This is a genomic window from Gordonia sp. PDNC005 (assembly GCF_016919385.1).
Lineage (GTDB): Bacteria > Actinomycetota > Actinomycetes > Mycobacteriales > Mycobacteriaceae > Gordonia.
The window spans coordinates 3,854,865-3,879,123 of record NZ_CP070351.1; the positions used below are offsets into that span (position 1 = coordinate 3,854,865).

The window sequence follows — 24,259 nt, forward strand, 5'->3', positions numbered from 1 at the left end:
AGCATCACGGCCTAATCGTAACGCCGGGGAGGATGGTGATCTCGCCGTTGTTCGACGAGGTCTTGGGGCTGGTCGACTCGTCGGTCGTGGTCTCGTCGGTCGTCGAGGAAGGCGTCTCCTCTTCGCTCGACGTCTCCTCGGTGCTCGACGACGTGGTCTCCTCCGAGGTCGTCTCCTCAGGGGCCTGCGTCTGGGTTTCGGTGACGGTCGGAGTTGTCGTCGGAGCCGACGGTTCAGTCGGGCTGTTGGTGATCCAGAACGCGATCAGTGCGATCGCAGCCAGGAGCAACAGCGCGGCGACTGCGGTGAGCACCTTGTGGGTGGTGCTCCACCCGTCGTCGACGGCGGGTGCGGCCGCTGTCGAGGGTCCGGTGGCCGGCCGCGGAGCGGGAGCCGCCGATGTCATGGCGCGCGTCGACGACGGGACAGGCGCGGGTACTGGCGCCACGCCGCCTGCGGTACGCGGACGCGGCGGACGGTGCCCGGCGCGGACTGCTGCCACGGCGTCGGCGAACTCGCCGCCGGTGGCGTAGCGCTGCTGAGCGTCCTTGGACAGTGTGATGTCGATGAGCTCGCGGATCGGCGCCGGCACGGTCGACGGCAACGGCGGCGGCGGATCCTGGATGTGCTTCATCGCGACCGTGATGGCGCCGTCGCCGAGGAACGGGCGCCGGCCGGTGAGCGCCTCATAGCCGACCACACCGAGCGAGTAGACGTCCGACGCCGCGGTGGCCTCGCCGCCCATCGCCTGTTCGGGCGAGATGTACTGGGCGGTGCCCATCACCATGCCCGTCTGGGTGACGGGTGCGGCGTCGACGGCCTTGGCGATGCCGAAGTCGGTGATCTTGACCTGACCGGTGGGTGTGATCAGGATGTTGCCGGGTTTCACGTCACGGTGCACGAGGCCCGCGGTGTGCGCTGCCTGCAGCGCGCGGCCGGTCTGCTCGAGCATGTCGAGGGTGTGCGTCAGCGCGAGTTGCCCCATCCGGCTGATCACCGAGTTCAGCGGCTCGCCGTCGACCAACTCCATGACCAGGTATGCGAGCGGGTCGCCACCGTTGCGGTCGGGGGTCTCGCCGTAGTCGAAGACGTTCGCGATGCCGGGATCGTTGAGGCGCGCCGTCGTCTGAGCCTCGGTTCGGAAACGTCCGAGGAACTCGGAGTCGTTCGAGTACTCGGCCTTGAGGACCTTCACAGCGACGCGACGTCCGAGACGGGTGTCGAGAGCTTCCCACACCTGGCCCATGCCGCCCGTGGCGATCAGTCGGACCAGCCGATAGCGTTCGGCGATGATGGTGCCGTTCTGCAGGCTCATCGAGCACCTCCGGTGTATGCGTTCATCACTGCGCGTCCAATCGGGGCGGCAACAACGCCGCCGTATGCGTTCTGACCCTGAGCGCCGTTCTCGACCATCACTGCGATGGCGATCCGGCTGTTCGAGCTGGGCGAGAACGCGATGTACCAGGCGTACGGCGTTTCACCGCCCTGCGCGACGTCGGAGTGCTCGGCTGTGCCGGTCTTCGACGCGATGCCCGACTGGGCGCCGCGGGTGTTCTGTTCGGACTTGATCATCATGTCCGTGATCGTGGTGGCCTCCGCCGCACTGAGCGGACGGTTGACGGTGGTCGGCGACGTGGTCGCGATGGTCCGGAGGTCTGCTGTCTGCAGTTTGTCGACCATGTACGGCTGCATTCGGACACCGCCGTTGGCGATTGTCGCGGCGATGACGGCATTCTGCAGGACCGTGAGCCGCACGTCGCGCTGCCCGATCGCGGACTGGCCGAGGGCGGCGAGGTCGGAGCCGATGTCGCCGACGGACGACTTCACGACGGACAGCGGGATGTTCGCCGGGTCGTCACCCACGCCGAAGTCCTTCGCGGTAGACGTGAACTCGTCGACCTTGTCTCCGGGCATCTTCTCGGACAGGAGCTGTGCGAACGCGGTGTTGCAGGAGTACTCGAACGCCTGCGTGAGGGTGACCGTCCCGTTCGACGAGCCGGGGCACGTGGATCCGCTGTCGTTCGAGAGGGTGGCGTCGCTGTCCGGGAGTTTCCACCGGGCGTCGGCCGTGAGGCGTGTGCCGGGACCGAGGCCGTTGGTCAGCGCGGTCGCCGTGGAGACCACCTTGAAGGTGGAGCCGGGTGGGTACAGCGAGCCGATCGCACGGTTGACCAGCGGTGAATGGGACTCGTCGGCGGTCAGTTCCTTCCATGCTCCTTCGGCCTTCGCGAAGTCTTGCGTGGCGATCGTGTTCGGGTCGTAACTGGGTGTGGACGCCATCGCGAGGATCTTGCCGCTGCTCGGCTCCATGGCGACAACGGCGCCGCGGCACGGGCCGTCGCACTCGGCGTTCGCGAGCTCGCGGTATGCCACCCGCTGCAGTTTCGGGTCGATCGTCGTGACCACGTTGCCACCGCGCGGGTCGCGCCCAGAGAACATGTCCATGAACCGCTGCGTGAACAGTCGGTCGTCGTTGCCGTTGAGGACGGCGTCCTCGGCGGCTTCGATGCCGCGGTCGGCGCGGTAGACGAACGAGAAGTAACCGGTGACCGGAGCGAACGCGCTCGGGTTGGTCGGATACTTCCGCAAGTACTTGAACCGGCTGTCGGTCGGAATGCTCTCGGCGATGACGGTGCCGTCGGATGCGACGATCAGACCGCGCTGACGCGAGTACTCGTCGAGCAGCACGCGCGAGTTGCGGGTGTCGTTGCGGAGATCGTCTGCGCGGAACACCTGAATCCACGTGGCGTTGGCCAGGAGTGCGACCACCATGACGATGGCGGCGATGGCGACGTTCCGGATGGGGCGGTTCATGCGCGCTTCACCACCTGCGTGGCCATCGCGTCAACGGGTGCGGGCTTGGCCTTCGGCGCGTCGGGTTCGCGAGCCGCGTTGGAGATGCGGATCAGCAGCGCGAGCAGGAGATAGTTGGCGAGCAGCGACGATCCGCCGTACGCGAGGAACGGTGTTGTCAGACCGGTCAGCGGGATCAGCTTGGACACGCCGCCGAACACGACGAACACCTGGAAGATGATCGTGAACGCCAGGCCTGCGGCGAGGAGCTTGCCGAAGCTGTCACGGACGGCGATCGCGGATCGGAATCCGCGGATCGTCAGGATCATGTAGAGCATCATCAGGCCGGCGAGGCCGACGAGGCCGAGTTCTTCGCCGAACGAGGTGAGGATGAAGTCGGTGTTCGCGAACGGCACGATGTTGGGGCGACCGGACCCGAGACCGGTGCCGAACAGGCCGCCGGTGGCGAAGCCGAAGAGGCTCTGCGCGATCTGGTACCCGAAGGTGTCGTACTGGGCGAACGGGTCCTGCCAGATGGAGACGCGCACCCGGAGGTGCTCGAACAATTGGTAGGCGACGGTCGCTCCGAGTGCAAACAGGGTGACGCCGAGCATCAGCCAACTGACCCGGGACGTCGCGACGTACAGCAGCACGAGGACGGTCGCGAAGATCAGCAACGGGGTGCCGAGGTCGTTCTCGACCGCGAGGACGCCGATTGCGATGACCCATGCGGCGAGCAGGGGACCGAGGTCGCGCAGTCGCGGGAAGTCGATGCCTGCGAACTGCTTGCCCGCGGTGGTGAACAGGTCGCGTCGAGACACGAGGAACGCGGCGCTGAAGATGATGATGAGGATCTTCGAGAACTCGCCGGGCTGGATGCTGAATCCGGGCAGGATGATCCAGTTCCGCGAGCCGTTGACCTCGGCCATCGAGGCGGGCAGGATCGCCGGGATCGCAAGGAAGACGATGCCGCCGAGACCGAGGGTGTACGCGTAGCGCGACAGAGTCCGGTGATCGCGGATCACGATCAGCGTCAACGCGAAGACGACGACCCCGATGAACGCCCACACCAACTGCTGGTCGGCGTTGTGCGTCCGTTCAGTCTCCTTAAGCAGCTCGTCGGCGCGAGCCGAGCCGAGGTCGAGACGGTGGATCATCACCAGGCCGAGCCCGTTGAGGGCGGCGACCGTCGGCAGCAGAATCGGGTCGGCGTACGGCGCGAACCGTCGGACCACAAGATGCAGAATCGCGCACAAGGCCGTGAACGCCGCCAGGAACTTGGCGACTTCGATGGTCAACGGCATGCCCTGGGCGAGTTCGACGATCACCAGTGCGGCACCGATGATCACGACGACGAAGCCCAGGAGCACAAGTTCGGTGGTGCGTCCTGCGCTCGACGGCGGTGACGTCGGGGGCGCGTGTCCGGTGGGGGCCGCTGTCATCCGCGCGCTCGACAGTTCTGGGTGTCGTCGGGTGTGCTGGTCGGAGCAGGGGTCGCCGTGGTCGGCTTCGGGCTCTCGGACTTCGTCGGATCACCCGGACGCGGCGTCTCGCCGGGCTTTGGTGTCTCCTCCGGCTTCGGCGTGACCGGCTCGGGGCACAACTCGGTGAAGGTCAGCTCGTCGCGGACGCGGTCCTGAGCGGCCTCGAGCGACAGGTTCTTGATGCTGTTCGACTCGACCGCTGCGCGACTGGCCTGATTGAGGTCGGAGACGCGCATGGGTGTGCACGCGGTGCCCTCCGGGAGGAAGGTGACCGACGGCTGGTCGACGGTCGGACTGTCGATGCAGACCACCTGATTGGGCTTCTCGACGCTGAAGAACAGCAGATTGTCGGGTGTGCCGCTGTGGATCTCGACGTTGCCGTCGGCCGAGGCGGTGACGAAGGTGCTGTTCAGTGCCTGCGAGCGGACCACGAAGAACGCGGTCACCAGGAGACCGACGAGCACGAGTGCACCCGCGATCACGAGTGGCCATCCCCACCGGCGCTTGTGGACGGGCTCGGGTGTCGCGGTGATCGTGGGACGCTGTGTCGCCGGGGCGGGCGGACGCAGGGCCGCGGCACGTCCGGCAGCGGTCTTCGGGTCGGGGACATAACCTGCCTGGTCGTCGTCACCCGCTGCGCCGCCGAGAATGGGGCGCGACTCGCCGTACTCGTCGTCGACGACGTCGGCGACCACCACGGTCACGTTGTCCGGCCCGCCGCTGCGGAGGGCGAGCTCGATCAGACGGTCCGCACACGCCTTGTGATCGGCGATGCCGCCGAGAGTGTCGGCAAGGGTCTCCTCGGAGACGACGTCGGAGAGACCGTCGCTGCACAGCAGGTACCGATCGCCCGCGCGGGCTTCGCGCATGATGAGCGTCGGCTCCACCTCTTGTCCGGTCAAGGCGCGCATGATCAACGACCGCTGCGGGTGCGAGTGCGCCTGTTCCGGGGTGATCCGTCCTTCGTCGACGAGGGACTGCACAAACGTGTCGTCACGGGTGATCTGGGTGAGGACACCGTCGCGGTAGAGGTACCCGCGCGAGTCGCCGACGTGGCAGAGGCCGATGCGACTGCCTGCGAACAGGATCGCAGTCAGTGTGGTGCCCATGCCGTCGAGTTCGGGGGACTGCTCCACCTGATGTGCGATTGCGGCGTTGCCGGCGTGAGTGGCGCGATCGAGGGCCGACAGCAGGTCGCCACCCGGTTCGTCGTCGTCCAGTGTGCGGAGCGCTTGGATGACCAATTGGCTGGCGACTTCGCCTGCGGCGTGTCCGCCCATTCCGTCGGCGAGCGCGAGGAGGCGCGCACCTGCATACACGGAGTCTTCGTTGTTCGACCGGACGAGGCCGCGGTCGCTTCGCGCGATATAGCGCAGGACGAGGGTCACGGGCGTAGCTCAATCACGGTCTTGCCGACCCGGATCGGGGTGTTGATCGGGGCTCGGACGGCGGTCGTCACTTTGGAACGGTCGAGATAGGTGCCGTTGGTGGACCCGAGGTCTTCGACGTACCAATCGTCGCCGCGAGGGGAGATGCGGGCGTGACGTTCGGATGCGTAGTCGTCGGTGAGGACGAGGGTCGAGTCGTCGGCGCGGCCGATCAGAACGGGCTGTGAGCCGAGGGTGATGCGGGTGTTCGCGAGAGCGCCGGCCGTGACGACGAGGTATTTGGCCGTGCCGCGAGAGCGACTGGTGCGCGACTTGCGGTCGGCACGTCCCCCGCCGAGCGGCAGTCGCCCGCTGGATGCCGCTGAGAGGTCGTTACGCATCGCGCGAATGATCGCGTACACGAACAGCCACAGCAGGACGAGAAACCCGAACCGGGTCACCTGCAACAGAATGCCCTGCACCTGCGCGTCACCTCCCTCACGAAGTACAACTCTCCCCATCCGGCGGACGCCGGGATGCAAACAACTGTCGGGGGACGCGAAGTTCCCCCGACAGCATCTTATGCGGTCTGCGCTACTGGAAGCGGACCGTGATGTCGGAGTGGCCGAGTCGGATACGGTCGCCGTTGGCGAGTTCCCAGCTGCTGACCTGCAGGTCGTTGACCGTGGTGCCGTTGGTCGAGTTGAGATCGGTGAGCATGGCGACCTGTCCGTCCCAGCGGATCTCGGCGTGGCGGCGCGAGACGCCGGTGTCGGGGAGACGGAACTGAGCGTCCTGGCCGCGACCGAGGACGTTCGAGCCCTGACGCAGCGAGAAGGTGCGGTTGCTGCCGTCTTCGAGGACGAGGGTGATGCCCGCCGGGGCGTAGCCGCCGCCCTGCGGTGCTGCGTATCCCTGATCGGCGTAGCCCTGCTGCTCGTACCCCTGCGGAGCGCCGTACTGCTGGTCGTAGCCACCCTGTGCCGGTGCCGCGTATCCCTGCTGGTCGTAACCGCCCTGTGCGGGAGCTGCGTAACCCTGGTCGTAGCCGCCCTGATCGGCGTATGCCTGAGGCTGCTGGCCGTAGCCCTGGTCGGCCGGCGCGGCGTATCCCTGGTCGTAGGCCTGCGGCTGTGCGTATCCCTGATCTGCCGGTGCCGCGTACTGCTGCTGGTCGTAACCCTGCTGCTGTCCGTAGGTCTGGTCGGCGGGAGCGGCGTAGCCCTGCTGGTCGTAGCCGCCCTGCTGCTGACCGTAGTCGTACGCCTGTGGCTGCTGCTGTCCGTATCCCTGGTCGGCGGGAGCTGCGTACTGCTGCTGGTCGTAACCCTGCTGCTGTGCGTAGCCCTGGTCGGCGGGAGCCGCGTACTGCTGCTGGTCGTATCCGCCCTGCTGCTGCGGTGCGTCGTACTGCGGCTGCTGCTGGCCATAGCCTTGCTGCTGGTCGTAGTCGTACTGCGGGTACTGTCCGCCCTGCTGCGGGTAGCCGGGGTACTGGCCGCCCTGATCGTTTCCGGGGGGATTGGTCATGGCTTGGGCTCCTCGGTGACTTTCTGGTCCCGGGGCCGCGGCGGACGCGGGAACCGGGCGTGGTGTGGCGTCGGGGTTGACGACGCCGTTGGTATGGAACTGTCCGGTGTGCAGTGACGGTATCTGATCGAACTCTACGACTACAGGACCATAAGTCTGCCACCCATTGTCACGGATGAAGTCCTCCAAATGGCGGGAGAAGATCTTCCGGTTCAATTCGTACTCCGTGGAGACGTGCTCCAGGTCGGATGAACTCAGCGAGACGATGTAGCTGTTCGCCACCAGGGAGGCGCCGTCGCCCAGGTGCTCGAGAGTGCCTTCGGCTTCCCGCTGAAGGCGCTGCTCGATCTCCTGGGGCGCCACGGAGCCGCCGAAGACGCGGGCGAATCCACCGTCTACGGCGGACTCGAGCTTGCGCTCGAATCGGTCGAGAAACTTCACTCGTCCGGACTCCCTTCGATGCTCTGTGGCGTGTCGGCGTGCATACCGTGCCTCTCGATGTTACCGACAGGTCAAGCTCGACGCTGCCCGTGTGCACCACCCGTATCTGGTGTCACACCTGTGGCCCGCGTTCCCTCGCTCGGTTCGGCGTTGTCTGCGCAGGTCAATTGTGGTCCCGTTGGGCGATTTTCGTCGTCCTGCCGCTGCGTGCTATCGTTTTTTACGTCCGAAAGGACATACGTCGAATGATCGACGCCGCGCGCGAGTGGCGGAATGGCAGACGCGCTGGCTTCAGGTGCCAGTGTCCTTCGGGACGTGGGGGTTCAAGTCCCCCTTCGCGCACAACGAGCGGTTCAGGTTGTGATCAAAAGAGAGGTCAGGTTGCGGAAATGCAACCTGACCTCTCTTTTTGTTGCTGCCGCCGATGTGCGCTCGGCATGTATTCGCTTCGGCGGGACCTGCGAGCGCTAGTCCCGAAGCCCGGTATGTGAGCGAATTCCAATGGGAGTCCGCGGTGTCGAGCACGCGGGATTCAGTTGAGGACTGGAGACCTACTCAGCTGAGCTCTGGAAACGAAAGAGCTCGACGATCTCAACATCCAGAGTTTCGGCGAGGTCAAACACGCGATCGAGCAGCAGGGAGTGCTTTCCGTGCTCGATTTCGACGTAGAAGGAGCGGTCGAATCCTGCTCGCTCGGCCAGTCGTTCCTGCGTCAGTCCGGCAGAAGTGCGAAGTGTCCGCAACCGTGCGCTGAACGCCGTTCGGCGGTCGGTGTGGTGGCGCAATAGTTGAGAAGCTTGGTGGTTTCCGTGGCATCGTGTCGACTGTTTGCGTGAATGTTGCGAGACTGTTGACGCGGAATCCCGTGTGGTGCTAACTTCCGATGAATGTCGGGTTTCCGGCTTGGGGGATTTATTCGTTCCTGTGCGCCTGACGTTGCGACGCTGCGTCAGGCTCGAACGTATGGCTCCTCCTTCGTCTTGATGGACTGGAGTGTGAGCTTGTGCGGTTGATGGTTCGAGTGATGTCTGCGATCGTCGCAGTGGCGGCGTTCGCCGCTATCGGTGACGGTGGTGTGGCGTCGGCTGATCGGTCTGTTCGGATTCCTGATCGGACGGTGGTCAAGCGGTCTGATGACGGGTGGTCGGTCCGGCTGACGAAGTCGGCGGAGAAGATCGTGTCGGTCCCGCCACTGTCACGGGGTGTGGGCTCCTTCGAGGCATTCCTCGACCTACGCGGAGAGGCTGAAATAACTGGTCAAGGCACTGTTCCGGTTGATGCCGCAGTCCTAACAATGGGGTACCAACTGTCCTGCCAATGGCAGATGAATGGCGTCAATGTCGGAATTTCCGGTGGTCCGACAGCGCAGGCATCGATCACCTGGCCCCCGGCGTTGGTCGTCGGTGTGCAGGTCATGCCGACGGTCTCGACGACCCTTGCCAACGGTGCCACCGTCGATGTGAAGTTCGGTCAGAAGGCACTGCGTGGGGCCCGCGCGGGTACCCGCGCCGAAGGCGTGCGGGTGGAGATCTCCGGGTGTGTGGGGGCTCGTCCTGCGGTCCGTGCCTATGTGCGTGTGTCGATGGCTACCGCTGCTAACGACAACACGTTCACCATGTACGGCTCACCGCATCTGCTGTAGCTGTGGGACTTCACGAGAGGATCGACATGACGTTGACCGACGATACGACGACTGTTGCTGATCATTCGCGGGCCAGGAGGGATGTGCGTGCGGATGATGACTCCACGGCTCGCGATGACCGGTCGGGGACCAAGGGCGAGGGTAAGTCGGTGCCGGTGGGCACGATGGTCCTGTTCTTGCTCGGATGCGGTGTGCTTGTCACGGCTGCGATGAATATCTCGAATCTGGGGCCGTGGGGAGAACGGCACGGCGAAGTGTGGGTGTTCCTCGGATTCTTCCTCGTGATGTCTATCGGTGGCCGGTGGTTCTGGGCAGGCATCGATGCAATCGTCTCGGCTCTTCGATCAGGTAAGGACGACTGAACTCATGGGGAATTGGGGGGAGATCCGACGAGGGTGGGGCATCCGACTAGCGGCAGTGGTTGGTGCGGTCGGTGGAGTTGGTCTGCTTGCGGGTGTTGTGGGCGCCGGTGGTGCGGACGCCGATGCGTTGTGTGCGCAGTTGAGGGCGCAGTACGGCCCGAGTTGGCCGTGTATCAGTGTGCCGACGAACACTCCGCCTCCGATGCCAGGGGTGACCACCCCGACGCCGGGTGCTCCTGGTGTGGACGGCGGTGGCCCGGTTCTTGGTGGTGATGCCGGTCCTGGTCCGGGCCAGGGTGATGGGACACCGATCGTGGGCGGCCCGACTCAGGTGCCTGGCCGACCGAGGGGACAGATACCTGCTACCCCCGCACCAGGACACATCGACGTCGGCGAACCGCCGGCCGGGAGTCGCCCGGCGGACCCTCCCCCTGGTCGGACGACCGCACCTGCGCCCGTGACGGTGACCGGCGACGAGTGGTCTGATCAGAATCAAGCATTGCAGCCGTCTGATGATGGCCGCGGGTACGTGCCGTTGCCGGTGTGGTTGATCGCCGGCGCTGCCGCGGTCGCCGTCGCCAATCCACGGGCCAGATCGCTGCTACGCCGCGGCGGATCGACACGAGCAACTGTGGGGCCCTCGCGGATGGTGCTAATCCACGATGAGTCCTCGCCGACGACGTATCGGTTTGCCATGAACGTCCCCGAGGGTGGCTACACCAAGGTCAACCCGGACGGGTCGGCGACGGTGTACGACAAGGACGGGAACGCGATCCGTCAGGTCGCGCGGCCGTGGGCCTTCGACGCCGCAGGACGACCTCAGAAGACGTGGTACACCGTTGCCGAGAATGGTGACTTGGTTCAGCACGTCGAGCCAGCCGACAATGCGATATTTCCTATCCTGGCTGATCCTACTGACTCTGCTTTGGGTAATCTCATGCTCGCGCCTGATCGCTCGGGTTCTCCTGATGCGGGGAATGCTCAGCAGCCGCAGTATAATCCGTACAATCCTCTTACTTATCCGCCGCCAGCTGAACAGGCCCCTAGTACTGGGCCAACAGAACAAGCTCCTAACGTGGGTACGACCGATACTGGCGATTCTGCTTTGGGTAATCTCATGCTCGCTCCCGATCGGTCGGGTTCTCCTGATGCAGGGAATGCTCAGCAGCCGCAGTATAATCCGTACAATCCACTTACTTATCCACCACCGACCGAACAGGCCCCTAGTACTGGACCAACCGATTCTGGCGATTCTGCTCTGGGTAATCTCATGCTTGCGCCGGACCGAAACTTTGACTCCAGCGACAGTGCTAACAGAGGCGGACCCCAAGACCAGCTCGCGTCGGGGCAAACTCTGACGTACTTCGACTGGCTCAAAACGGTCCAGGACGGGGAACGAATCGAGGGCCGAATCTACGAAGGGTCTGGTTCTGAAGGGTCTCACTTCTACTACCTGTTTACGAGGAACTCCGATGGGGACCTCGTGGAGATTCCGGTTAAGGGCACCGATCACGCAATTGAAGACGAGCTTGTGTACGTGCTTGCCGACGGCACTGGGCACACAGCGTCGGGCGATACAGCGATTGTCGACGACGCGGGTCATTGGTGGGTGCTGAGAACTAATAGTCAGGGCGATCCCACTCGTACTGCGGTTATCGACGGTAAAGAGATAACGATCACGACCGAGCAGGAGTTTCCTGACGGTTCTTACATTGAACGAGTACAGGGTGACGATATACCTGTCATAATTCGGAAGTTTGACCGAAACGGCGTGTTGATTGTTGAGCGTGAGCTCGATCCTGGCACGGTTGTCGACGATGGGCTGTTGGGAAAGACCGCGCTCTCGTTGGCGTTGCCAGGTGGCTTCTTGGTGCGCGGTGCTCGGCTATTGCTAACAATGATGCGGCGCGGAAACGATGGAGCGGTGCCCAAGGCGCCTAGCAATGTCCCGCGTGCTCCTCGTGCTCCGCGGCGTCCGGGGGCATCTGAGCGCAACAAGGAGATACGCGAGGTCCGGCCGGAGTATGGAACGTCGACATCGGAGGTTCTGTCGCGCGGGTCCAGTTCACTGAAGAAGGCAACGGATCAGATTGGTCGGGTTATACAGGGAGTGAACCGTCAAGGGGAAACGACCCCCGTACAGCCTCCCCCAGGCGCGAGCATGATGAGGCCCTCGCCTTCTCCGTCACCTGATGTGCAATCCGGCGACATACTGCTTGCGTTTGCCCTTGTTATCGGCATAGCGTGGACAGCAATAAAGAGATTGTTAGGAGGCGGTCGATGATCAACGACGATGATCTTGAGGTCTTGAAACGGGTATGCCAGTCAGCTACCAGTATTTCTTCCATGACCCCGCGGTACCTGGAATCACTTGTGTCGCGACCAAGTTGGGAAACAAATCTGATCGCTATGCAGGTAGTTGTCAAGCTAAATTTCTCACTGCTAATTGACGACGACTCGGCGCCATACGTGAACCTCGCGGTCTATCGAGAGGCTATGTACCCTGGCGTGTGTGACTTTCTCGGATGGGATCGGGAAGAGTTCGACTACCGTATGGAGCTATTCTTCAACAAGAATTCGACCGTCCCCACAAGGTTCGAAAATGAAGATGAAGATCAGGAGTACCGAGGCGTGGCCCTGCTTGGATGTGCGCTATTCGTGTTAGGAGTCGATGTGTGGGACGAGCGTGAATGGACTAGTACGGTCGATACTCTGCGCAAGGCGAAGAATGTTTGGTAAATTCCGACCCGTCCAGGACCTGTTTGTGGGCGCAATCGATTCACAGGGAATTCAGGAGCAGTTCTCGGGCGTATGGGCTCGTATTGATAGGGGTGATAGCCCGAGAGAATCGCTAGATACCTTCGTTGAGTGTCTCACTACCCCGACGGCGATGGCGCGCGGAGTTCATGCAGTTCTGAATATTCGATTGTTGAGAATTCTGCACGCGGCAAACTCCTATTCGGACGCGAGCGGATATTCTCCAGAGGTGTTGGCTCGTCTGGTGGTAAATGCGCTCATGCCCAAGATTCATGCGCTAGATACGGACATGTCTCCAGATGTGTACGAAAAGTTCATCTGCATGTATATCCGAAATGGAGGTCACGGTTCGATCAAGGATCTTGATTCCCTCGGTGAACGCGGCGTGTGCACATTGGCATTGGCATTGGCGTTCGGCCTACGCCGAGATGACAGCCTATGGGCAGACGCAGAGATCGCGGCAAACGACCCGCAGGTCCGTCGCGAATCGAAGAAGATGGTTCGGAGGTCTCGGTAATCGTCTGCTGATTCTCCAGCTACGTCGTGACGCATTCGGTTGGACTCGTGGTGCGTTGCTCTGGCAGGAAACGGTACGAATCTCGTTGTGAGACGCTCTTGCGCGCACCGATCTCGACGCCCGAACAGATCCAGGGGCCCGGTCTCGAAGAGGCGCGAGCACGCGCTGCGCACAGATCAACCCTCCGCGACAACTCTCCGGCTGGGCGCAGGTGGCACCAGCGTTCCCGACGACGGCGTCTCTGACGTCCGTGGCATGGTTCATGCAGACTGGTCATCCAGATCTATCGTTGGATGGTCGAGCGATTTCGCCGGTCGGCTGGTTGGCAGCGGGCGAAGACCCTGATCGGATCGTCGACATGATCATTACCGCATTCGTATATCACGCGTCGTGACCGCTACCTGGGGTTGGGCGGTTTTGGTGTAGGTGATTTCGACGACGAGAACCAGACCCAGCCCAGGCTTCAATAGTCACCGGAAACCAGAGCAGGCACGGGGAACAGGCGATCGACCGCCGTCCCGATCGCCACGCGGCGCGCAACGAGGCACCTGGCTCGTTGATCGGATCCGGTCGGGCCCTGGATGTTCTGCCCCTGATGAGTCAATTGACGAAACGAGGATGTCGAGCGGGTTTCAACGAGGATCGAGAATCTACCCCGTCGCTCGTCGCTGACTAGGCGACTTCGACATGGCCTTGCGCACACTTCGGCGACGACATCGTTCTGGAGACTGCGGGCGTAGCCGTGCGGTCCAAGCGCCAGTAAGGTATACAACCCGCCATGCTTAAGCGTTCGACATGGCCTGGGACAGGCAAACTCGAGCCGGGCGAAGGGCAGCCAGAGTTCCAGCCGTTGCCAACCGTCGAATGGCCTGACACACCGGACCACCCGTATCCGCCCGTCAACAAGCTGGGGGTTCCTTACCCGAAGGTAATAGATCCCCGGACAGGGATGCCGATTCCTCATCCGCCACGACCGAACATGGAGCGAGTTTCCCCGGACCTTCGCGCAAAGGGCGGATGGAGAAAGCCTTTCCTCAATGAGTGGATTAGCCGAGGGTATCCTGTGCCCGAGGGGAACCCGAATTTCGACGGGTGGGAAGTGCATCATATAATTCCGAGAGAATTCGGTGGAACGAATGACTTCAACAATCTGATTCCGCTGCCGAGGGAAATTCATAACATCTACAGTAGGTGGTTTGACCAGTATGGAAACTAGTGATGATAGGCGATCGGATATTGTATCAGTACTTGCGCGGTATCCTGCTGCGGATGAAAGGCAGCTGGGGGGGTACCAGTATGTCGTCGTCACGCAATATGCAGGGCCGGCCGAACTGCGTGACATAGAGAATGAATGGTCTGGACGTTCATTGCCGCAGGTGTTGGTGGAATTCTGGTCGCAGGTAACGTCTGCGGTCCTGCTTTTCCGTGAGGGCTCGGACGGTTTGAGGATTCTCTCGCCGACCGAAAGCCGAGTCGCTTCTGAGGGGATTTCGATTGACCATGAAGTTGGCGAGGAGTTCTTCCACGATGACGACTTCATCTTAGGTGAGTTTCAAGGGTATGATTGGCTCCTCGTCTTCTCGCCTGAAGAGGGCTGGATGGTTACGGGTGAATCGGGGGACCGCAGAGAAAACTGGGTACACCTGGGGTCGGGCATAGATCGGTTTCTCGAGGTATTTCTGCGGGTTGGTGGTACTGATGGTGATTGGGAAACGCCATTTGTCAACGGCAGCTACGGGGGCTGACCGGTCGTTTTTGGGAGTGGTGCGCTGGCCCTCCGTAATCCATAGACCGCTCACGCTCGTGCATTCTCATTTGCGCGGCGTCCGCCTGCGAGAACGCCCTATAGCAGGGGGATTCCGGGGGAAGCTCATGACCACATACAGCACAGCGTCGGTTAACCGCTAAGATAAGGGACCGCGCGATGTCCGTCGAACTCAATACTGGCGTATCGCCCCTCCAAGACACCTCTGCGGGTATCGGATATCCCCTCCGTTCACGTGGTAGCTCCGCGATCCACTCCGGTGCGTTGACTTCCCAGTCGACGATCACGAGACCACCTAACCTCTCCGAAGCTGTGCGCTCTTCGCCTTACTCACCAGCGGAACCACGAGCGTCGTGGCTCATTCTGTCACTGCCCTAAGACACCTCGGCGTCATCTGAACGCGGCTGGACGGAACTGCCCGGTCATCGGGGTGGTTCTGTTCGGTGTCGTCCTGCGGGTTGTGTTGGGGCGGCTGCCAGGAACGGCATGATGATGCGAAGCAATTGTTCGACTCGCGGTATGGCCATGATGCGGGTCAGAGCTGCGGTACCGACGACGCACGCGTCGCTTCCCGCTGATGAACTGTTCATGAGCGGAAACGGACGCCCAGGGCGTGGACGCTGTCGGTAGGTTGGTTGACGCAGTTCAGTGGCAGATGAGAGTGAGATGACCGTGGCGATGGCGCGGAACCCTACACCCCCGTGGTGGCTCAAGCCCATCAACAAAGTGATGATCCTGCTCGGTCGTCTGGGGGTGGGCGGCGACAATGGCCCGCTGATCTTGACGACCGTCGGCCGGAAATCGGGCAAACAGCGTCGGACTCCCGTGACGCCGATGACAGTCGACGGCCACCGGTACATCGTCGGCGGTTTTCCCGGCGCGGATTGGGTGCGAAATGCTCAGGCGCAGCCCGATGCGACCGTGGGTCTCGGGAAGCGATCGACGCCCGTCCGGTTGGTCGAGATGTCGGTGGAGCTGTCGCGACCTCTGCTGCGACAGTTCCCGACGTTGGTACCCACCGGAGTCGAGTTCATGCGGAGCTCCGGCCTGGTCACGGAAGGACGCCCTGACGAGTTCGAAGCCCTCGCCGGTCGATGCGCGGTGTCCGGATCGACGCTCGATAGGAAGGTCTCGGCCGCGATGGAAGTCGGTGGTCGGGGCTACCCGAGCCAGGGCGACGGGGTGCCGCGGTCTCCGTGTGCGCCATGCGGTGCGGCGTCGGAGATTAGACGGAGATCGACGTCTGTCAGCTTCAGGTCGGCTGCAGCGATGTTCTCGGCGACGCGGTCGGGATTCCGGGAGCCGGGGATCGGGACGATGAAGTCGCCCTGCGCGAGGACCCACGACAGGGCCAACTGGGGGAGACTCACGCCCCGAGATTCTCCGATCGCAGTCAGACGCTCGACGATCCCGAGGTTGCTCGAGTAGTTCGCCTTGTTCCACCACTCCATGAAGGTCCGGAAGTCGCCACGTTCGTAGCCTGCGGCCGGACGAGGTGCTCCGGTCAGGAAACCGCGTGCGAGGGGTGCATAGGCGATGAAGCCGATCCCGAGTTCGTCGAGCAGCGGAAAGAGCGGCAGCGCGTCTTGGGCGAAGATCGAGAACTCGGTCTGAAGAACTGAGATCGGATGAACGGCATGTGCTGCCCGGAGCGCGTCGGGTGTCGCTTCCGACAGCCCGAGGTACCGGACCTTGCCGGCGTCGACCAACTCGCCCATCACACCGACGACGTCCTCGATCGGGACAGCCGGATCGAGGCGATGCTGGTACAGGACGTCGATGTAGTCGACGTCCAAGTTGAGAAGGCTCGCATCCACGACGCGACGGATGTGGTCCGGGTGCGAGTCGACGCCGAACTGTTTTGTCATGCCGAACTTGGTGGCGACCGTGACGTTCTCACGGAACGGCTTGATCGCGCGGCCGACCAGCCGTTCGCCCGCTCCCCATCCATACATCTCGGCGGTGTCGAAGTGGGTGACGCCGAGGTCGTGCGCCCGGCGGATCGCGGCGACGGCTTCGTCGACGTCCGTGGTGCCGTAGCCGACGGCGACCCCCATCGAGCCGTATCCGATCTCCGACATTCGAAGGCCTTGGTTGCCTATCTCACGTGACTGCATCTGCTCTCCAGTTCGAACCGAACGGTTTGGTTTGACGGTAGGCCCGGGTTGGGCGAGAGTCAAACCGAACAGTTTGGTTGGTACTGTGACGCCATGCCGTCCGACAGTCGATCCGAGTCCACTCGCGACCGCATCATCGGTGCGGCGACCGTCGAATTCGCAGATCACGGGATCGGCGCGGCCCGGATCGATCGGATCGCGAAGGCGGCAAAGACGAGTAAGGAACGCGTGTACGCGTACTTCCGGAGCAAGGAAGAGCTGTATCGCTTCGTCTCGGCACGGGAGTTGGATGCTGTCGCCGAAGCGACCCGGCTCGATCCGGCCGACCTGCCGGCGTACGCCGGGCGTCTGCACGACTACTTCGTCGAACACCCGCACAGTCGACGTCTCATGCGGTGGGGAGAGCTGGAGTTATCGAGCACTGACGACACCGCACGGGAAACGGCGCGCAGAAAGACCGTTGTGCTGCGTGAGGCGCAGCACAACGGTCTGATCGATCCCACCTGGGATCCGTTGGACGTGCTCGTCTTCGTCAACCGTCTCGCGTCGGCGTGGGTTGACCAGCCGGGATTGCCGAGCATCGACACCGACGCGGGCGCTGCGTTCTCAGCGGCGCGGCGTCAAGCGATCGTCGACGCTGTCGAGAGGCTGTTCCCGGTCGGTGGACCTCCTGCTCAGACCACCGATTCCGACGCCTCGTCAGCGTCGAGTTGAGTCGAGAGGTACCGCTCGCGGGAGTCGTCGAGCTCGTCCATCCACGCGGTGTGGTGAACAGTCGCCATGGTTCCAGTCATCACCGAGGGGTACGCCTTGTCCCGGTAGGTGAGGATGTCGACCTTCTTGTCGGCCTTCCATGCGAGGAAGGTGTCGACGACTTCGTCGAGGTCGAACATCGGGTAGTCCGTCTGCTCGATGAGGTCGCGGATGTAGTCGGCCTGGAAGCGAACCGCGGCTTCGTCGGTCGCGACTGCCGCGTAGGTGGCCTTCCACTCGTTCATGTGAACTTGACGCTCCTCGGCGTCGGGGAGAGCGAAGCGTCCGAGGATCAGGTCGCGGACGAACCATGCCTGCGCGTCGAACATGTTGAACGTGAACCACTGATCTTGTGCGCCGAGGTAGTGCAGGCGCGGGTTCTTCTGCCATGTGACGCCGCGGTACAGGCCGTCGGGATAGAGATTGTTCGGGGAGTCGATGCGCGACTCGTGCGGCAGGAACGGGTAGTGGTGCAGGTATCCGGTGCACAGCACCACGGCGTCGAACTCGCGTGACGTCCCGTCAATGAAGTGGGCCACCGATCCGTCGAACCGCGCGACCTCCGGGACCTCGTCGACACCGTCGGGCCAGGCGAACCCCTGTGGCTGCGTCCGGTAGCTCATCGTGACCTGGCGGGCGCCCATCTTGTGCGACTGGATGCCGATGTCCTCGGCCGAGTAGGAGCCGCCGATGAGGAGCAGCCGCTGTCCGGCGAAACGTTCGGCGCCGCGGAACTCGTGCGCGTGGATCACCTCACCGGGGAACGTGCCGATGCCCTCGAAGTCGGGGACATTCGGGAACGAGAAGTGCCCGGTCGCGACGATGACCTCGTCGAAGGCCTCGGTGAGCGTCTCCTTGTTCCGCAGATCATCGACGGTGACAGTGAAGCTCTCCGACTGCTCGTCGAACTCGACATGACGCACGGCGTGTGCGAATCGCACGGAGTCTTTGACCCCCGACTCGACGGCGCGGCCGTTGATGTAGTCCCATAGGACTTCACGCGGCGGGTACGACGAGATGGGGCGGCCGAAGTGCTGGTCGAAGGTGTACTCGGCGAACTCGAGCGCCTCCTTCGGACCGTTCGACCAGAGGTTGCGATACATGCTGGAGTGGACGGGCTCGCCGTACCTGTCGGTTCCGGTGCGCCACGAGAAGTTCCACTGTCCTCCCCAGTCGTCCTGCTTCTCGTAACAGACGACGTCGGGCACGTCGGTGCCGCCTCGTTCTGCCGACTTGAACGCTCGCAGGGCTGCCATTCCGCTCGGCCCCGCGCCGATGATCGCGATCCTCTTCCGCTGCACGACTACCTTTCCAACCGAGAGAATCTCCCTCGGCTCACCGGCCCGTCAGCGGGCCGGAACCTGTTCTCAGGTCCATCTACTGTCTGTAGGGGCACTCGCTGAAGTCAAACTCACGCCGTTCACTAGGATTGGGAGGTTTGCGGCGGGACGAATGAGTTCACCGGGGGCGTCCCTGTGGGGTGCGAGTTCGGGTAGACAGGTCTACGAGCCGCCGTCGTCGACGGCGCCGCGAACGAGAGTGAGACCGGAATGTCGGAACGACTGATCACCATCGGCGGAATCGGACTGGCCGCGACCGGCGTCGCCCACTTCGTGGCGCCGAGTCTGTTCCACGGCATCACAGCGCCCGCGTTCCCCGACGACACGGCGAAGGCCATTCAGGTGAACGGCACCGCCGAGACGCTGATCGGCGTGGCGATCGCGGTCCCAATGACTCGGAAGGCGGGCTTTGTGGGCCTCGGTCTTTACGGCGCGTACCTCGCCGCAAATGCTGCGAAGGCGCGTGGATCGCGCTGAGCCTTTCGCGGTGACGGTTCCTCGGCAATCTGTGCTGACGCGGACAAGGATAGATACGTTCGAGCTGTGACATACTTTCGTATGTGAACGGTGTTGGTGAAGGTCCACGGGTTCTGATCATCGGCAGTGGGCCGGTCGGGCGCCTGCTTGCGACCTCGATCGTGCCGAATGCTCGAGTGGCTCTTGGAGTGCGAGAGTCTACGGGAATGCTCGACGTCAGGACGGTCCGTGCGAGGTCGCGGCTCCGCGGGATTCAGTCCCCATGTGTGCGACGCGTTGAACTGTGGCCGGTGGGCGGTGTCGACGCCGACGACTGGGACATCGTGATCAGCACGGCGCCGGTGACGGAACCGGACGTCACCGACCTGTTCCGCTCGGCAGGCCCGGACGTTGTCCTCGCCTCGGTCTCGCAGGTCCCGTCTGAGATCGAGGCATTGCGGGACGTGGCCGGTGAACGTCGGTGGGCGGTCATCACGCCGAACGTCTTGGCCCAGAACTCCGGTGCAGTCACTCAGTGGTGGCAGCCGGGTTCATCACGCTTCACTGTCGCCGAACCGGCGGGCGGCGAGATCGCACAGGACCTGTTCGGCGACGAGCGGTGGGTTGCAAGCGGTCCGGTGTCGTCGGGCCTCATCGCTGCCGCTGCGGTGATGCCGTTGGTCGCGGCGCTGCAGTCGGTCGACTTCCACCCGAAGGGCCGTCACCGTGCGCTGCGGTCGGGTGCTGCTGCCGCCGACGAGGCGGGTCGAGCGGTCGCGGCAGCGTACGGTGTCGACGCGCCGAGATCTGTGAGACCCGTCATCGCCGGGATCGGGCTGCGGGCGGTGGGCGTCGTGGCACCCGTCGACATCGACTTCTATCTCCGAGGCCATTTCGGGTCCCACACGCATCAGACGACGACAATGCTCGACGACTGGATCGTCCTCGGAGACACACATGGCATTCGGACCGAGGCGCTGGTGGCGTTGCGTGACGATCTGTCGGGCACGTCAGCCGGGCCGCCACAGAGGATGAACCCGACCAAACCATGAGATGGCAGACGTTTATCGACAGCCCACTTCGGTACGCTGCCAGACATGGTTGATGGAACGCGTTCGCGTCGGGCTGAGTATGCGGAACTCACGAAGCAGGCGATCCTGGAGGCAGCAGCCGACTCCTTCATCAACAACGGCTATGCCGACACCGGCTTGGACGAGATCGGTCGAGTCGCACGTGTCAGCAAAGGCGCGGTGTACCACCACTTCGCGGACAAGCCAGGACTGTTCGCGGCGGTCTTCGAATCTCGATGCAGTGCAGCGCTCGAGTCGATCGTCGAGGTGATGCCCGAGGGCGTCACTCCACGCCAGGCCATCCACGGAGCCATCGCGGCCGTACTCAACGCCTATTCGGCAGACCCTGAACTGCGAGAACTCTCTCGCCAGGCCGGACAGGCCATAGGGGAGGCTCGCCGTCGCGAGATCCAGCAACGGAAGTCGGTTCCCTTCGTTCAATCGATATTCGAGAACGCGTCTGCCGACGGATCGCTGCGAGACGGAATCGACGTCGCTGTCGCGGCGAGGATGGTCCTCGAGCTGGTATTCGACGGTGCCGTGACATATGCAGAGGACCCGGAACGTCCGGGCTACCGAGACCAGATGGAACAGGTGCTGGTTGCGATGGTCACGGGGCTGTTGTCGGACCAAGACTCTCAGTAGCGCAGCAGGAGTCGCCGCGTCTGAGTCGGGACGTCTTCCGTCATCTCCCGGAGGATGGGATCAGGCGGTAGTCACCGAGGCTCGTGCGGCCCACTCTCAGGTGCACGAGGAGGCGGGCAGTCCGATCTCGTCGTGAGATGAGAGGAGACGCAATGGCGTCCGCATTGGCCGGAAAGACGGCGTTGATCACCGGCAGCAGTCGAGGGATCGGTCGGGGGATCGCGCAACGATTGGCGGCAGAGGGAGCCACTGTTGTGGTCAGCGCACGATCCTCGGGCGTGTCACCGTCGGTTCGTGCCGACACCGCGACGTCGTTGCCCGGAACGGTGGACGAGACGGCGGCGCTGATCGAGGCGGTCGGAGGCCGGGCTGTTGTGATCACCGCCGACATCAGCGATCCCACCGACAGGGAACGACTCGTGCGCGAGACCGTCGAGCAGACAGGTCGCTTGGACATCCTGGTCAACAACGCGGGATACGCCGATTACTCGGTGGTCTCCGACATGTCGATGGCGACGTTCGACCGCACGGTCGAGCACTATCTCCGGGCGCCGTTCGCCTTGTCGCAAGCGGCCCTTCCGCATATGCGGGCGGCCGGAGCGGGCTGGATCGTCAACATCGGATCGTCGACGGGACTCGATCCGATCCGTCCCTTCCGGGACTACAACAAGGATGCCGGAGACGTGATCTACGCGTCGATGAAGGCGGCGCTGCATCGATTCTCGCAAGGCCTCGCCGCCGAGCTGGTCGACGACAACATCGCGGTCAACGTCGTGGGACCGTCTACGGCGATTATGACTCCCGGCGCCGCAGCTCTGATTCCGGAGGGCTTCGAGACAGAGCCCGTCGAGTACTTGGCTGAGACGGTGCTCGCCATGTGTGTGCAGCCGGCGTCCGAGCGGACGGGGCTGGTCGCGTTCAGCCTCCACTACCCGTGGGACACCGAGCTGGACGTGCACAGTCTCGACGGCACTAGCGTGCTGCCGAGGCTCGAGCCGCCGTCGTGGTCGAATCCGAACATCCGTCCCGACGGCATCGGTGAGACGGTGGGCGCGAGGGTGTCGGTGGACTGATCCTCCGCTGGCCGCTCACGACTACTCTGATTCGATGTGACCACCGAGAAGGCCGCTGTGAACGGTCGACGGGCCGACATCCTGGCCGCTGCGGCGGCATTGTTCGCGACCCGCGGCATCGAGGCCACGTCGGTACGCGAGATCGGCGAGCGCGTCGGGCTGAACCCCGGCGCGCTGTACCACTACTTCCCGTCCAAGAGCGCCATCGCTCGAGACCTGATCACCGGGTACCTGACCGATCTGCTCGCCGACTACCGCGCGGCGGGGCTCGACGGTCTTGAACCCCGCCCAAGGCTCAAGGCGATCGTCGATGTCTCGCTCGCGACCGGAGCCGCTCGTCCCGACGAGACGAAGATCTATCACGCCGAGTTCCCCAACCTGCGGAGGATGCGCGACTACGAGCACGCCCGCGACGTGACCGACGAGATCCAGTCGATCTGGCTCACCGCGATCGAGGCGGGAAAAGACGATGGAACCCTTCGCCGAGACGTTCCGACGAAGGTCTTCCATCGCTTCCTGCGCGACGCCGTGTGGTTCAGCGTCTATTGGCGCAAGGACGACGAATCCTATCCTCTGGACGAGCTGTCCGATCACTGCCTCGCCGTCTTCCTCGACGGTATGGCGAACCGGCCCTCCTGACCTGACCAGGACTTCCACCCGGCGCGGCGATGTTCGCGTTCGGGCGGTCAGTCGTGCGCGCCATGCGGTTGAATGATCGTTCAAATTGATTCATTGATTGCTATTGACAAGTCTTTGTCGGTTTGGCGATGATGCCTTTGAACGATCATTCAATCGGGTGATCGCAACTGCACGACCAACCATGGAGAGGATGTGGTCGTCGTATGATCCCGATCGACCCCAACGCGTTCGCGTTCGATCTCGGACGGTTGCACCACGTCGGCGTTGTTGTCGCCGACATCCAGGGGGCAGCCGCCCACTTCGCCGAGATGTACGGCCTCGACATCACTGTCGGCGACGAGTCCGAGTACCGGTGCCGTGTCGACGGCGCAGAGCAGGTGACCGTCCAGCGTCTCGGTCTGTCCGTCCAGGGCCCACCGCACATCGAACTCTTGCGGGCGGTCCCGCAATCGTCGGTCTGGACTGTCGGTCCGGCGGTGCATCATCTGGGATTTGTCGTCGACGACGTGCCTGCCGCTTCGCGTGAACTGTCACGGCGCGGCGCACCGCTGTGGATGGGCGGCGAGCGTGACGGAACCTGTCCGGTCGGCACCGCCTATCACCGTGACGCGTTCGGGCTCACGATCGAGCTGCTCGACGCCGCGACCGAACGCAGGATCACGACACGCCTGTTCGGCGAGGCGGTGACCGCATGATGATGGCAGGCAAGACGGTCCTGATCACCGGAGCCGCGCAGAGCCAAGGACGAAGCCATGCCGTTGCGATGGCCGAGGCGGGTGCCCGTGTCATCGCCGTCGACTCGTGCACTCAACTCGACATCGTCGACTACCCGATGGGGACGCCCGAAGGGCTCGCCGAGACGGTCCGCCTGGTCGAGGCTGCGGGCGGACGCATCCACTCCGCCCGCGTCGACGTGCGTGATCGTAATGCGCTCGAGGCCGTGATCGAACACGGAGTGGACCTCTTCGGCGGACTCGACGTCGTGGTCGCCAACGCGTCGATCTGCACCGTTCAGCCGCACGACGAAGTCACGGACGAGATCTGGCAGACCACCATCGACGTCAACCTGACCGGCGTCTGGAACACCTGCGCGGCTGCCATCCCGCATCTTGATCTCGGCGGTGGCGGCAACATCGTCATCACCGGGTCAACGGGCAGCACGGTCGGTCTGCCGTTCTACGCGCCGTACGTCGCCGCCAAGCACGCCCTCGTCGGACTGTGCCGTTCCCTCGCCCTCGAACTGTCCGATCGTGGCATCCGCGTGAACATGATCAACCCGACCGGCGTCGACACCCCGCAGGGGCACTCCGCCGTGCTTCCGAAACTCCTGGAGCAGCGCCCCGACCTCGGTCCCATCTTCATGAACTCGCTGCCTGTCGACCGCATCGACGCCGTCGACGTGACCCGAGCCTTGATGTTTCTCGCGTCCGACGACGCCAGGTACATCACCGGCGTCACCCTCCCCGTCGACGCGGGCTCCACCATCCGCTGACAAACACCCGACACAT

At 63.5% G+C, this 24,259-nt stretch carries 23 protein-coding genes, 1 tRNA gene and 1 pseudogene; 16 read left to right on the top strand and 9 right to left on the bottom strand.

The window, feature by feature from the left end; genetic code table 11:
• Positions 1-4: 4 nt before the first annotated feature.
• The 6 genes from JVX90_RS18585 to JVX90_RS18610 all read right to left on the bottom strand — a co-directional run bounded on the left by JVX90_RS18585 (position 5) and on the right by JVX90_RS18610 (position 7,615).
• Positions 5-1,315 carry a serine/threonine-protein kinase gene (locus JVX90_RS18585; protein WP_205330133.1) on the bottom strand — a complete coding sequence of 437 codons (1,311 nt, stop codon included), beginning with the start codon at positions 1,313-1,315 and terminating at the stop codon, positions 5-7.
• Positions 1,312-2,814, bottom strand: a complete 1,503-nt coding sequence (locus tag JVX90_RS18590) for a penicillin-binding protein 2 (protein WP_205330134.1) — start codon at positions 2,812-2,814, stop codon at positions 1,312-1,314. The genes JVX90_RS18585 and JVX90_RS18590 overlap by 4 nt, the downstream gene beginning before the upstream one ends.
• The gene (locus JVX90_RS18595) at positions 2,811-4,235 is read right to left on the bottom strand and encodes an FtsW/RodA/SpoVE family cell cycle protein (RefSeq protein WP_205330135.1); all 1,425 of its coding nucleotides are present in this window, start codon (positions 4,233-4,235) and stop codon (positions 2,811-2,813) included. Before JVX90_RS18595 ends, JVX90_RS18590 begins: the two co-directional genes overlap by 4 nt.
• Entirely contained in the window at positions 4,232-5,665 is a 1,434-nt protein-coding gene (locus JVX90_RS18600) for a protein phosphatase 2C domain-containing protein (protein ID WP_205330136.1), read from the bottom strand. The genes JVX90_RS18595 and JVX90_RS18600 overlap by 4 nt, the downstream gene beginning before the upstream one ends.
• Positions 5,662-6,126 carry an FHA domain-containing protein gene (locus tag JVX90_RS18605; RefSeq protein WP_205330137.1) on the bottom strand — a complete coding sequence of 155 codons (465 nt, stop codon included), beginning with the start codon at positions 6,124-6,126 and terminating at the stop codon, positions 5,662-5,664. Before JVX90_RS18605 ends, JVX90_RS18600 begins: the two co-directional genes overlap by 4 nt.
• A gap of 112 nt (positions 6,127-6,238) precedes the next feature.
• A complete protein-coding gene (locus JVX90_RS18610) occupies positions 6,239-7,615 on the bottom strand; it encodes an FhaA domain-containing protein (RefSeq protein ID WP_205330138.1) in 1,377 nt (458 codons plus the stop codon).
• 259 nt (positions 7,616-7,874) lie between these two features.
• Between JVX90_RS18610 and JVX90_RS18615 the strand changes: the two genes are divergently transcribed.
• Positions 7,875-7,957 (top strand) — tRNA-Leu (locus JVX90_RS18615).
• A 209-nt stretch (positions 7,958-8,166) separates the two neighbouring features.
• On the opposite strand, the gene JVX90_RS18620 is transcribed toward JVX90_RS18615, so the two are convergent.
• The gene (locus JVX90_RS18620) at positions 8,167-8,400 is read right to left on the bottom strand and encodes a helix-turn-helix transcriptional regulator (protein ID WP_275889932.1); all 234 of its coding nucleotides are present in this window, start codon (positions 8,398-8,400) and stop codon (positions 8,167-8,169) included.
• A gap of 239 nt (positions 8,401-8,639) precedes the next feature.
• On the opposite strand from JVX90_RS18620, the gene JVX90_RS18625 reads away from it, so the two are divergent.
• The 7 genes and pseudogenes from JVX90_RS18625 to JVX90_RS18660 all read left to right on the top strand — a co-directional run.
• A complete protein-coding gene (locus JVX90_RS18625; protein ID WP_205330139.1) occupies positions 8,640-9,257 on the top strand; it encodes an MspA family porin in 618 nt (205 codons plus the stop codon).
• Between the two features lie 83 nt (positions 9,258-9,340).
• Entirely contained in the window at positions 9,341-9,619 is a 279-nt protein-coding gene (locus JVX90_RS18630; protein ID WP_205330140.1) for a hypothetical protein, read from the top strand.
• 463 nt (positions 9,620-10,082) lie between these two features.
• Positions 10,083-11,903, top strand: coding sequence for a hypothetical protein (locus JVX90_RS18635; RefSeq protein ID WP_205330141.1), 1,821 nt, complete (start codon positions 10,083-10,085; stop codon positions 11,901-11,903).
• Positions 11,900-12,358: a hypothetical protein gene (locus tag JVX90_RS18640; RefSeq protein WP_205330142.1), complete on the top strand. Its 459-nt coding sequence runs from the start codon at positions 11,900-11,902 to the stop codon at positions 12,356-12,358. Before JVX90_RS18635 ends, JVX90_RS18640 begins: the two co-directional genes overlap by 4 nt.
• 25 nt (positions 12,359-12,383) lie before the next feature.
• On the top strand, positions 12,384-12,893 hold the full coding sequence (locus JVX90_RS18645) for a hypothetical protein (RefSeq protein ID WP_205330143.1): 510 nt from the start codon (positions 12,384-12,386) through the stop codon (positions 12,891-12,893).
• A gap of 1,196 nt (positions 12,894-14,089) precedes the next feature.
• The gene (locus JVX90_RS18655) at positions 14,090-14,638 is read left to right on the top strand and encodes a hypothetical protein (protein ID WP_205330145.1); all 549 of its coding nucleotides are present in this window, start codon (positions 14,090-14,092) and stop codon (positions 14,636-14,638) included.
• Between the two features lie 686 nt (positions 14,639-15,324).
• Positions 15,325-15,762 (top strand): annotated as a pseudogene (locus JVX90_RS18660) (nitroreductase family deazaflavin-dependent oxidoreductase); the annotation flags it as partial.
• A 56-nt stretch (positions 15,763-15,818) separates the two neighbouring features.
• Here the strand turns inward: JVX90_RS18660 and JVX90_RS18665 are convergent.
• Positions 15,819-16,739, bottom strand: coding sequence for an aldo/keto reductase (locus JVX90_RS18665; RefSeq protein WP_240193960.1), 921 nt, complete (start codon positions 16,737-16,739; stop codon positions 15,819-15,821).
• Positions 16,740-16,868: 129 nt separating this feature from the next.
• Here JVX90_RS18665 and JVX90_RS18670 point away from each other — a divergent pair, with 129 nt between their 5' ends.
• A complete protein-coding gene (locus JVX90_RS18670) occupies positions 16,869-17,489 on the top strand; it encodes a TetR family transcriptional regulator (RefSeq protein ID WP_205330147.1) in 621 nt (206 codons plus the stop codon).
• Here JVX90_RS18670 and JVX90_RS18675 read toward each other — a convergent pair.
• Positions 17,450-18,829 carry an NAD(P)/FAD-dependent oxidoreductase gene (locus tag JVX90_RS18675; RefSeq protein WP_205330148.1) on the bottom strand — a complete coding sequence of 460 codons (1,380 nt, stop codon included), beginning with the start codon at positions 18,827-18,829 and terminating at the stop codon, positions 17,450-17,452. The genes JVX90_RS18670 and JVX90_RS18675 overlap by 40 nt on opposite strands.
• Before the next feature lie 249 nt (positions 18,830-19,078).
• On the opposite strand from JVX90_RS18675, the gene JVX90_RS18680 reads away from it, so the two are divergent.
• From JVX90_RS18680 to JVX90_RS18710, 7 genes are all read left to right on the top strand, one after another.
• A complete protein-coding gene (locus JVX90_RS18680; RefSeq protein WP_205330149.1) occupies positions 19,079-19,345 on the top strand; it encodes a hypothetical protein in 267 nt (88 codons plus the stop codon).
• A gap of 266 nt (positions 19,346-19,611) precedes the next feature.
• Positions 19,612-20,376: a hypothetical protein gene (locus tag JVX90_RS18685; RefSeq protein WP_205330150.1), complete on the top strand. Its 765-nt coding sequence runs from the start codon at positions 19,612-19,614 to the stop codon at positions 20,374-20,376.
• A 45-nt stretch (positions 20,377-20,421) separates the two neighbouring features.
• Positions 20,422-21,039, top strand: coding sequence for a TetR/AcrR family transcriptional regulator (locus tag JVX90_RS18690; RefSeq protein WP_205330151.1), 618 nt, complete (start codon positions 20,422-20,424; stop codon positions 21,037-21,039).
• 152 nt (positions 21,040-21,191) lie between these two features.
• Positions 21,192-22,112 carry an SDR family NAD(P)-dependent oxidoreductase gene (locus JVX90_RS18695; protein WP_205330152.1) on the top strand — a complete coding sequence of 307 codons (921 nt, stop codon included), beginning with the start codon at positions 21,192-21,194 and terminating at the stop codon, positions 22,110-22,112.
• Between the two features lie 36 nt (positions 22,113-22,148).
• On the top strand, positions 22,149-22,751 hold the full coding sequence (locus JVX90_RS18700) for a TetR/AcrR family transcriptional regulator (protein ID WP_205330153.1): 603 nt from the start codon (positions 22,149-22,151) through the stop codon (positions 22,749-22,751).
• 203 nt (positions 22,752-22,954) lie between these two features.
• Complete coding sequence (locus JVX90_RS18705) at positions 22,955-23,446, top strand: VOC family protein (RefSeq protein WP_205330154.1); 492 nt, start codon at positions 22,955-22,957, stop codon at positions 23,444-23,446.
• Positions 23,443-24,243 carry a mycofactocin-coupled SDR family oxidoreductase gene (locus JVX90_RS18710; protein WP_240193961.1) on the top strand — a complete coding sequence of 267 codons (801 nt, stop codon included), beginning with the start codon at positions 23,443-23,445 and terminating at the stop codon, positions 24,241-24,243. Before JVX90_RS18705 ends, JVX90_RS18710 begins: the two co-directional genes overlap by 4 nt.
• The last annotated feature ends 16 nt before the right edge of the window (positions 24,244-24,259 follow it).

What these genes read in the sequence shown, in the direction of transcription:
- JVX90_RS18585 (WP_205330133.1), bottom strand. Translation starts at nt 1,315, where the DNA reads ATGAGCCTGCAGAACGGCACCATCATCGCCGAACGCTATCGGCTGGTC.
- JVX90_RS18590 (WP_205330134.1), bottom strand. Translation starts at nt 2,814, where the DNA reads ATGAACCGCCCCATCCGGAACGTCGCCATCGCCGCCATCGTCATGGTG.
- JVX90_RS18595 (WP_205330135.1), bottom strand. Translation starts at nt 4,235, where the DNA reads ATGACAGCGGCCCCCACCGGACACGCGCCCCCGACGTCACCGCCGTCG.
- JVX90_RS18625 (WP_205330139.1), top strand. Translation starts at nt 8,640, where the DNA reads ATGTCTGCGATCGTCGCAGTGGCGGCGTTCGCCGCTATCGGTGACGGT.
- JVX90_RS18640 (WP_205330142.1), top strand. Translation starts at nt 11,900, where the DNA reads ATGATCAACGACGATGATCTTGAGGTCTTGAAACGGGTATGCCAGTCA.
- JVX90_RS18665 (WP_240193960.1), bottom strand. Translation starts at nt 16,739, where the DNA reads ATGTCGGAGATCGGATACGGCTCGATGGGGGTCGCCGTCGGCTACGGC.
- JVX90_RS18670 (WP_205330147.1), top strand. Translation starts at nt 16,869, where the DNA reads ATGCCGTCCGACAGTCGATCCGAGTCCACTCGCGACCGCATCATCGGT.
- JVX90_RS18680 (WP_205330149.1), top strand. Translation starts at nt 19,079, where the DNA reads ATGTCGGAACGACTGATCACCATCGGCGGAATCGGACTGGCCGCGACC.
- JVX90_RS18690 (WP_205330151.1), top strand. Translation starts at nt 20,422, where the DNA reads ATGGTTGATGGAACGCGTTCGCGTCGGGCTGAGTATGCGGAACTCACG.
- JVX90_RS18695 (WP_205330152.1), top strand. Translation starts at nt 21,192, where the DNA reads ATGGCGTCCGCATTGGCCGGAAAGACGGCGTTGATCACCGGCAGCAGT.
- JVX90_RS18705 (WP_205330154.1), top strand. Translation starts at nt 22,955, where the DNA reads ATGATCCCGATCGACCCCAACGCGTTCGCGTTCGATCTCGGACGGTTG.
- JVX90_RS18710 (WP_240193961.1), top strand. Translation starts at nt 23,443, where the DNA reads ATGATGATGGCAGGCAAGACGGTCCTGATCACCGGAGCCGCGCAGAGC.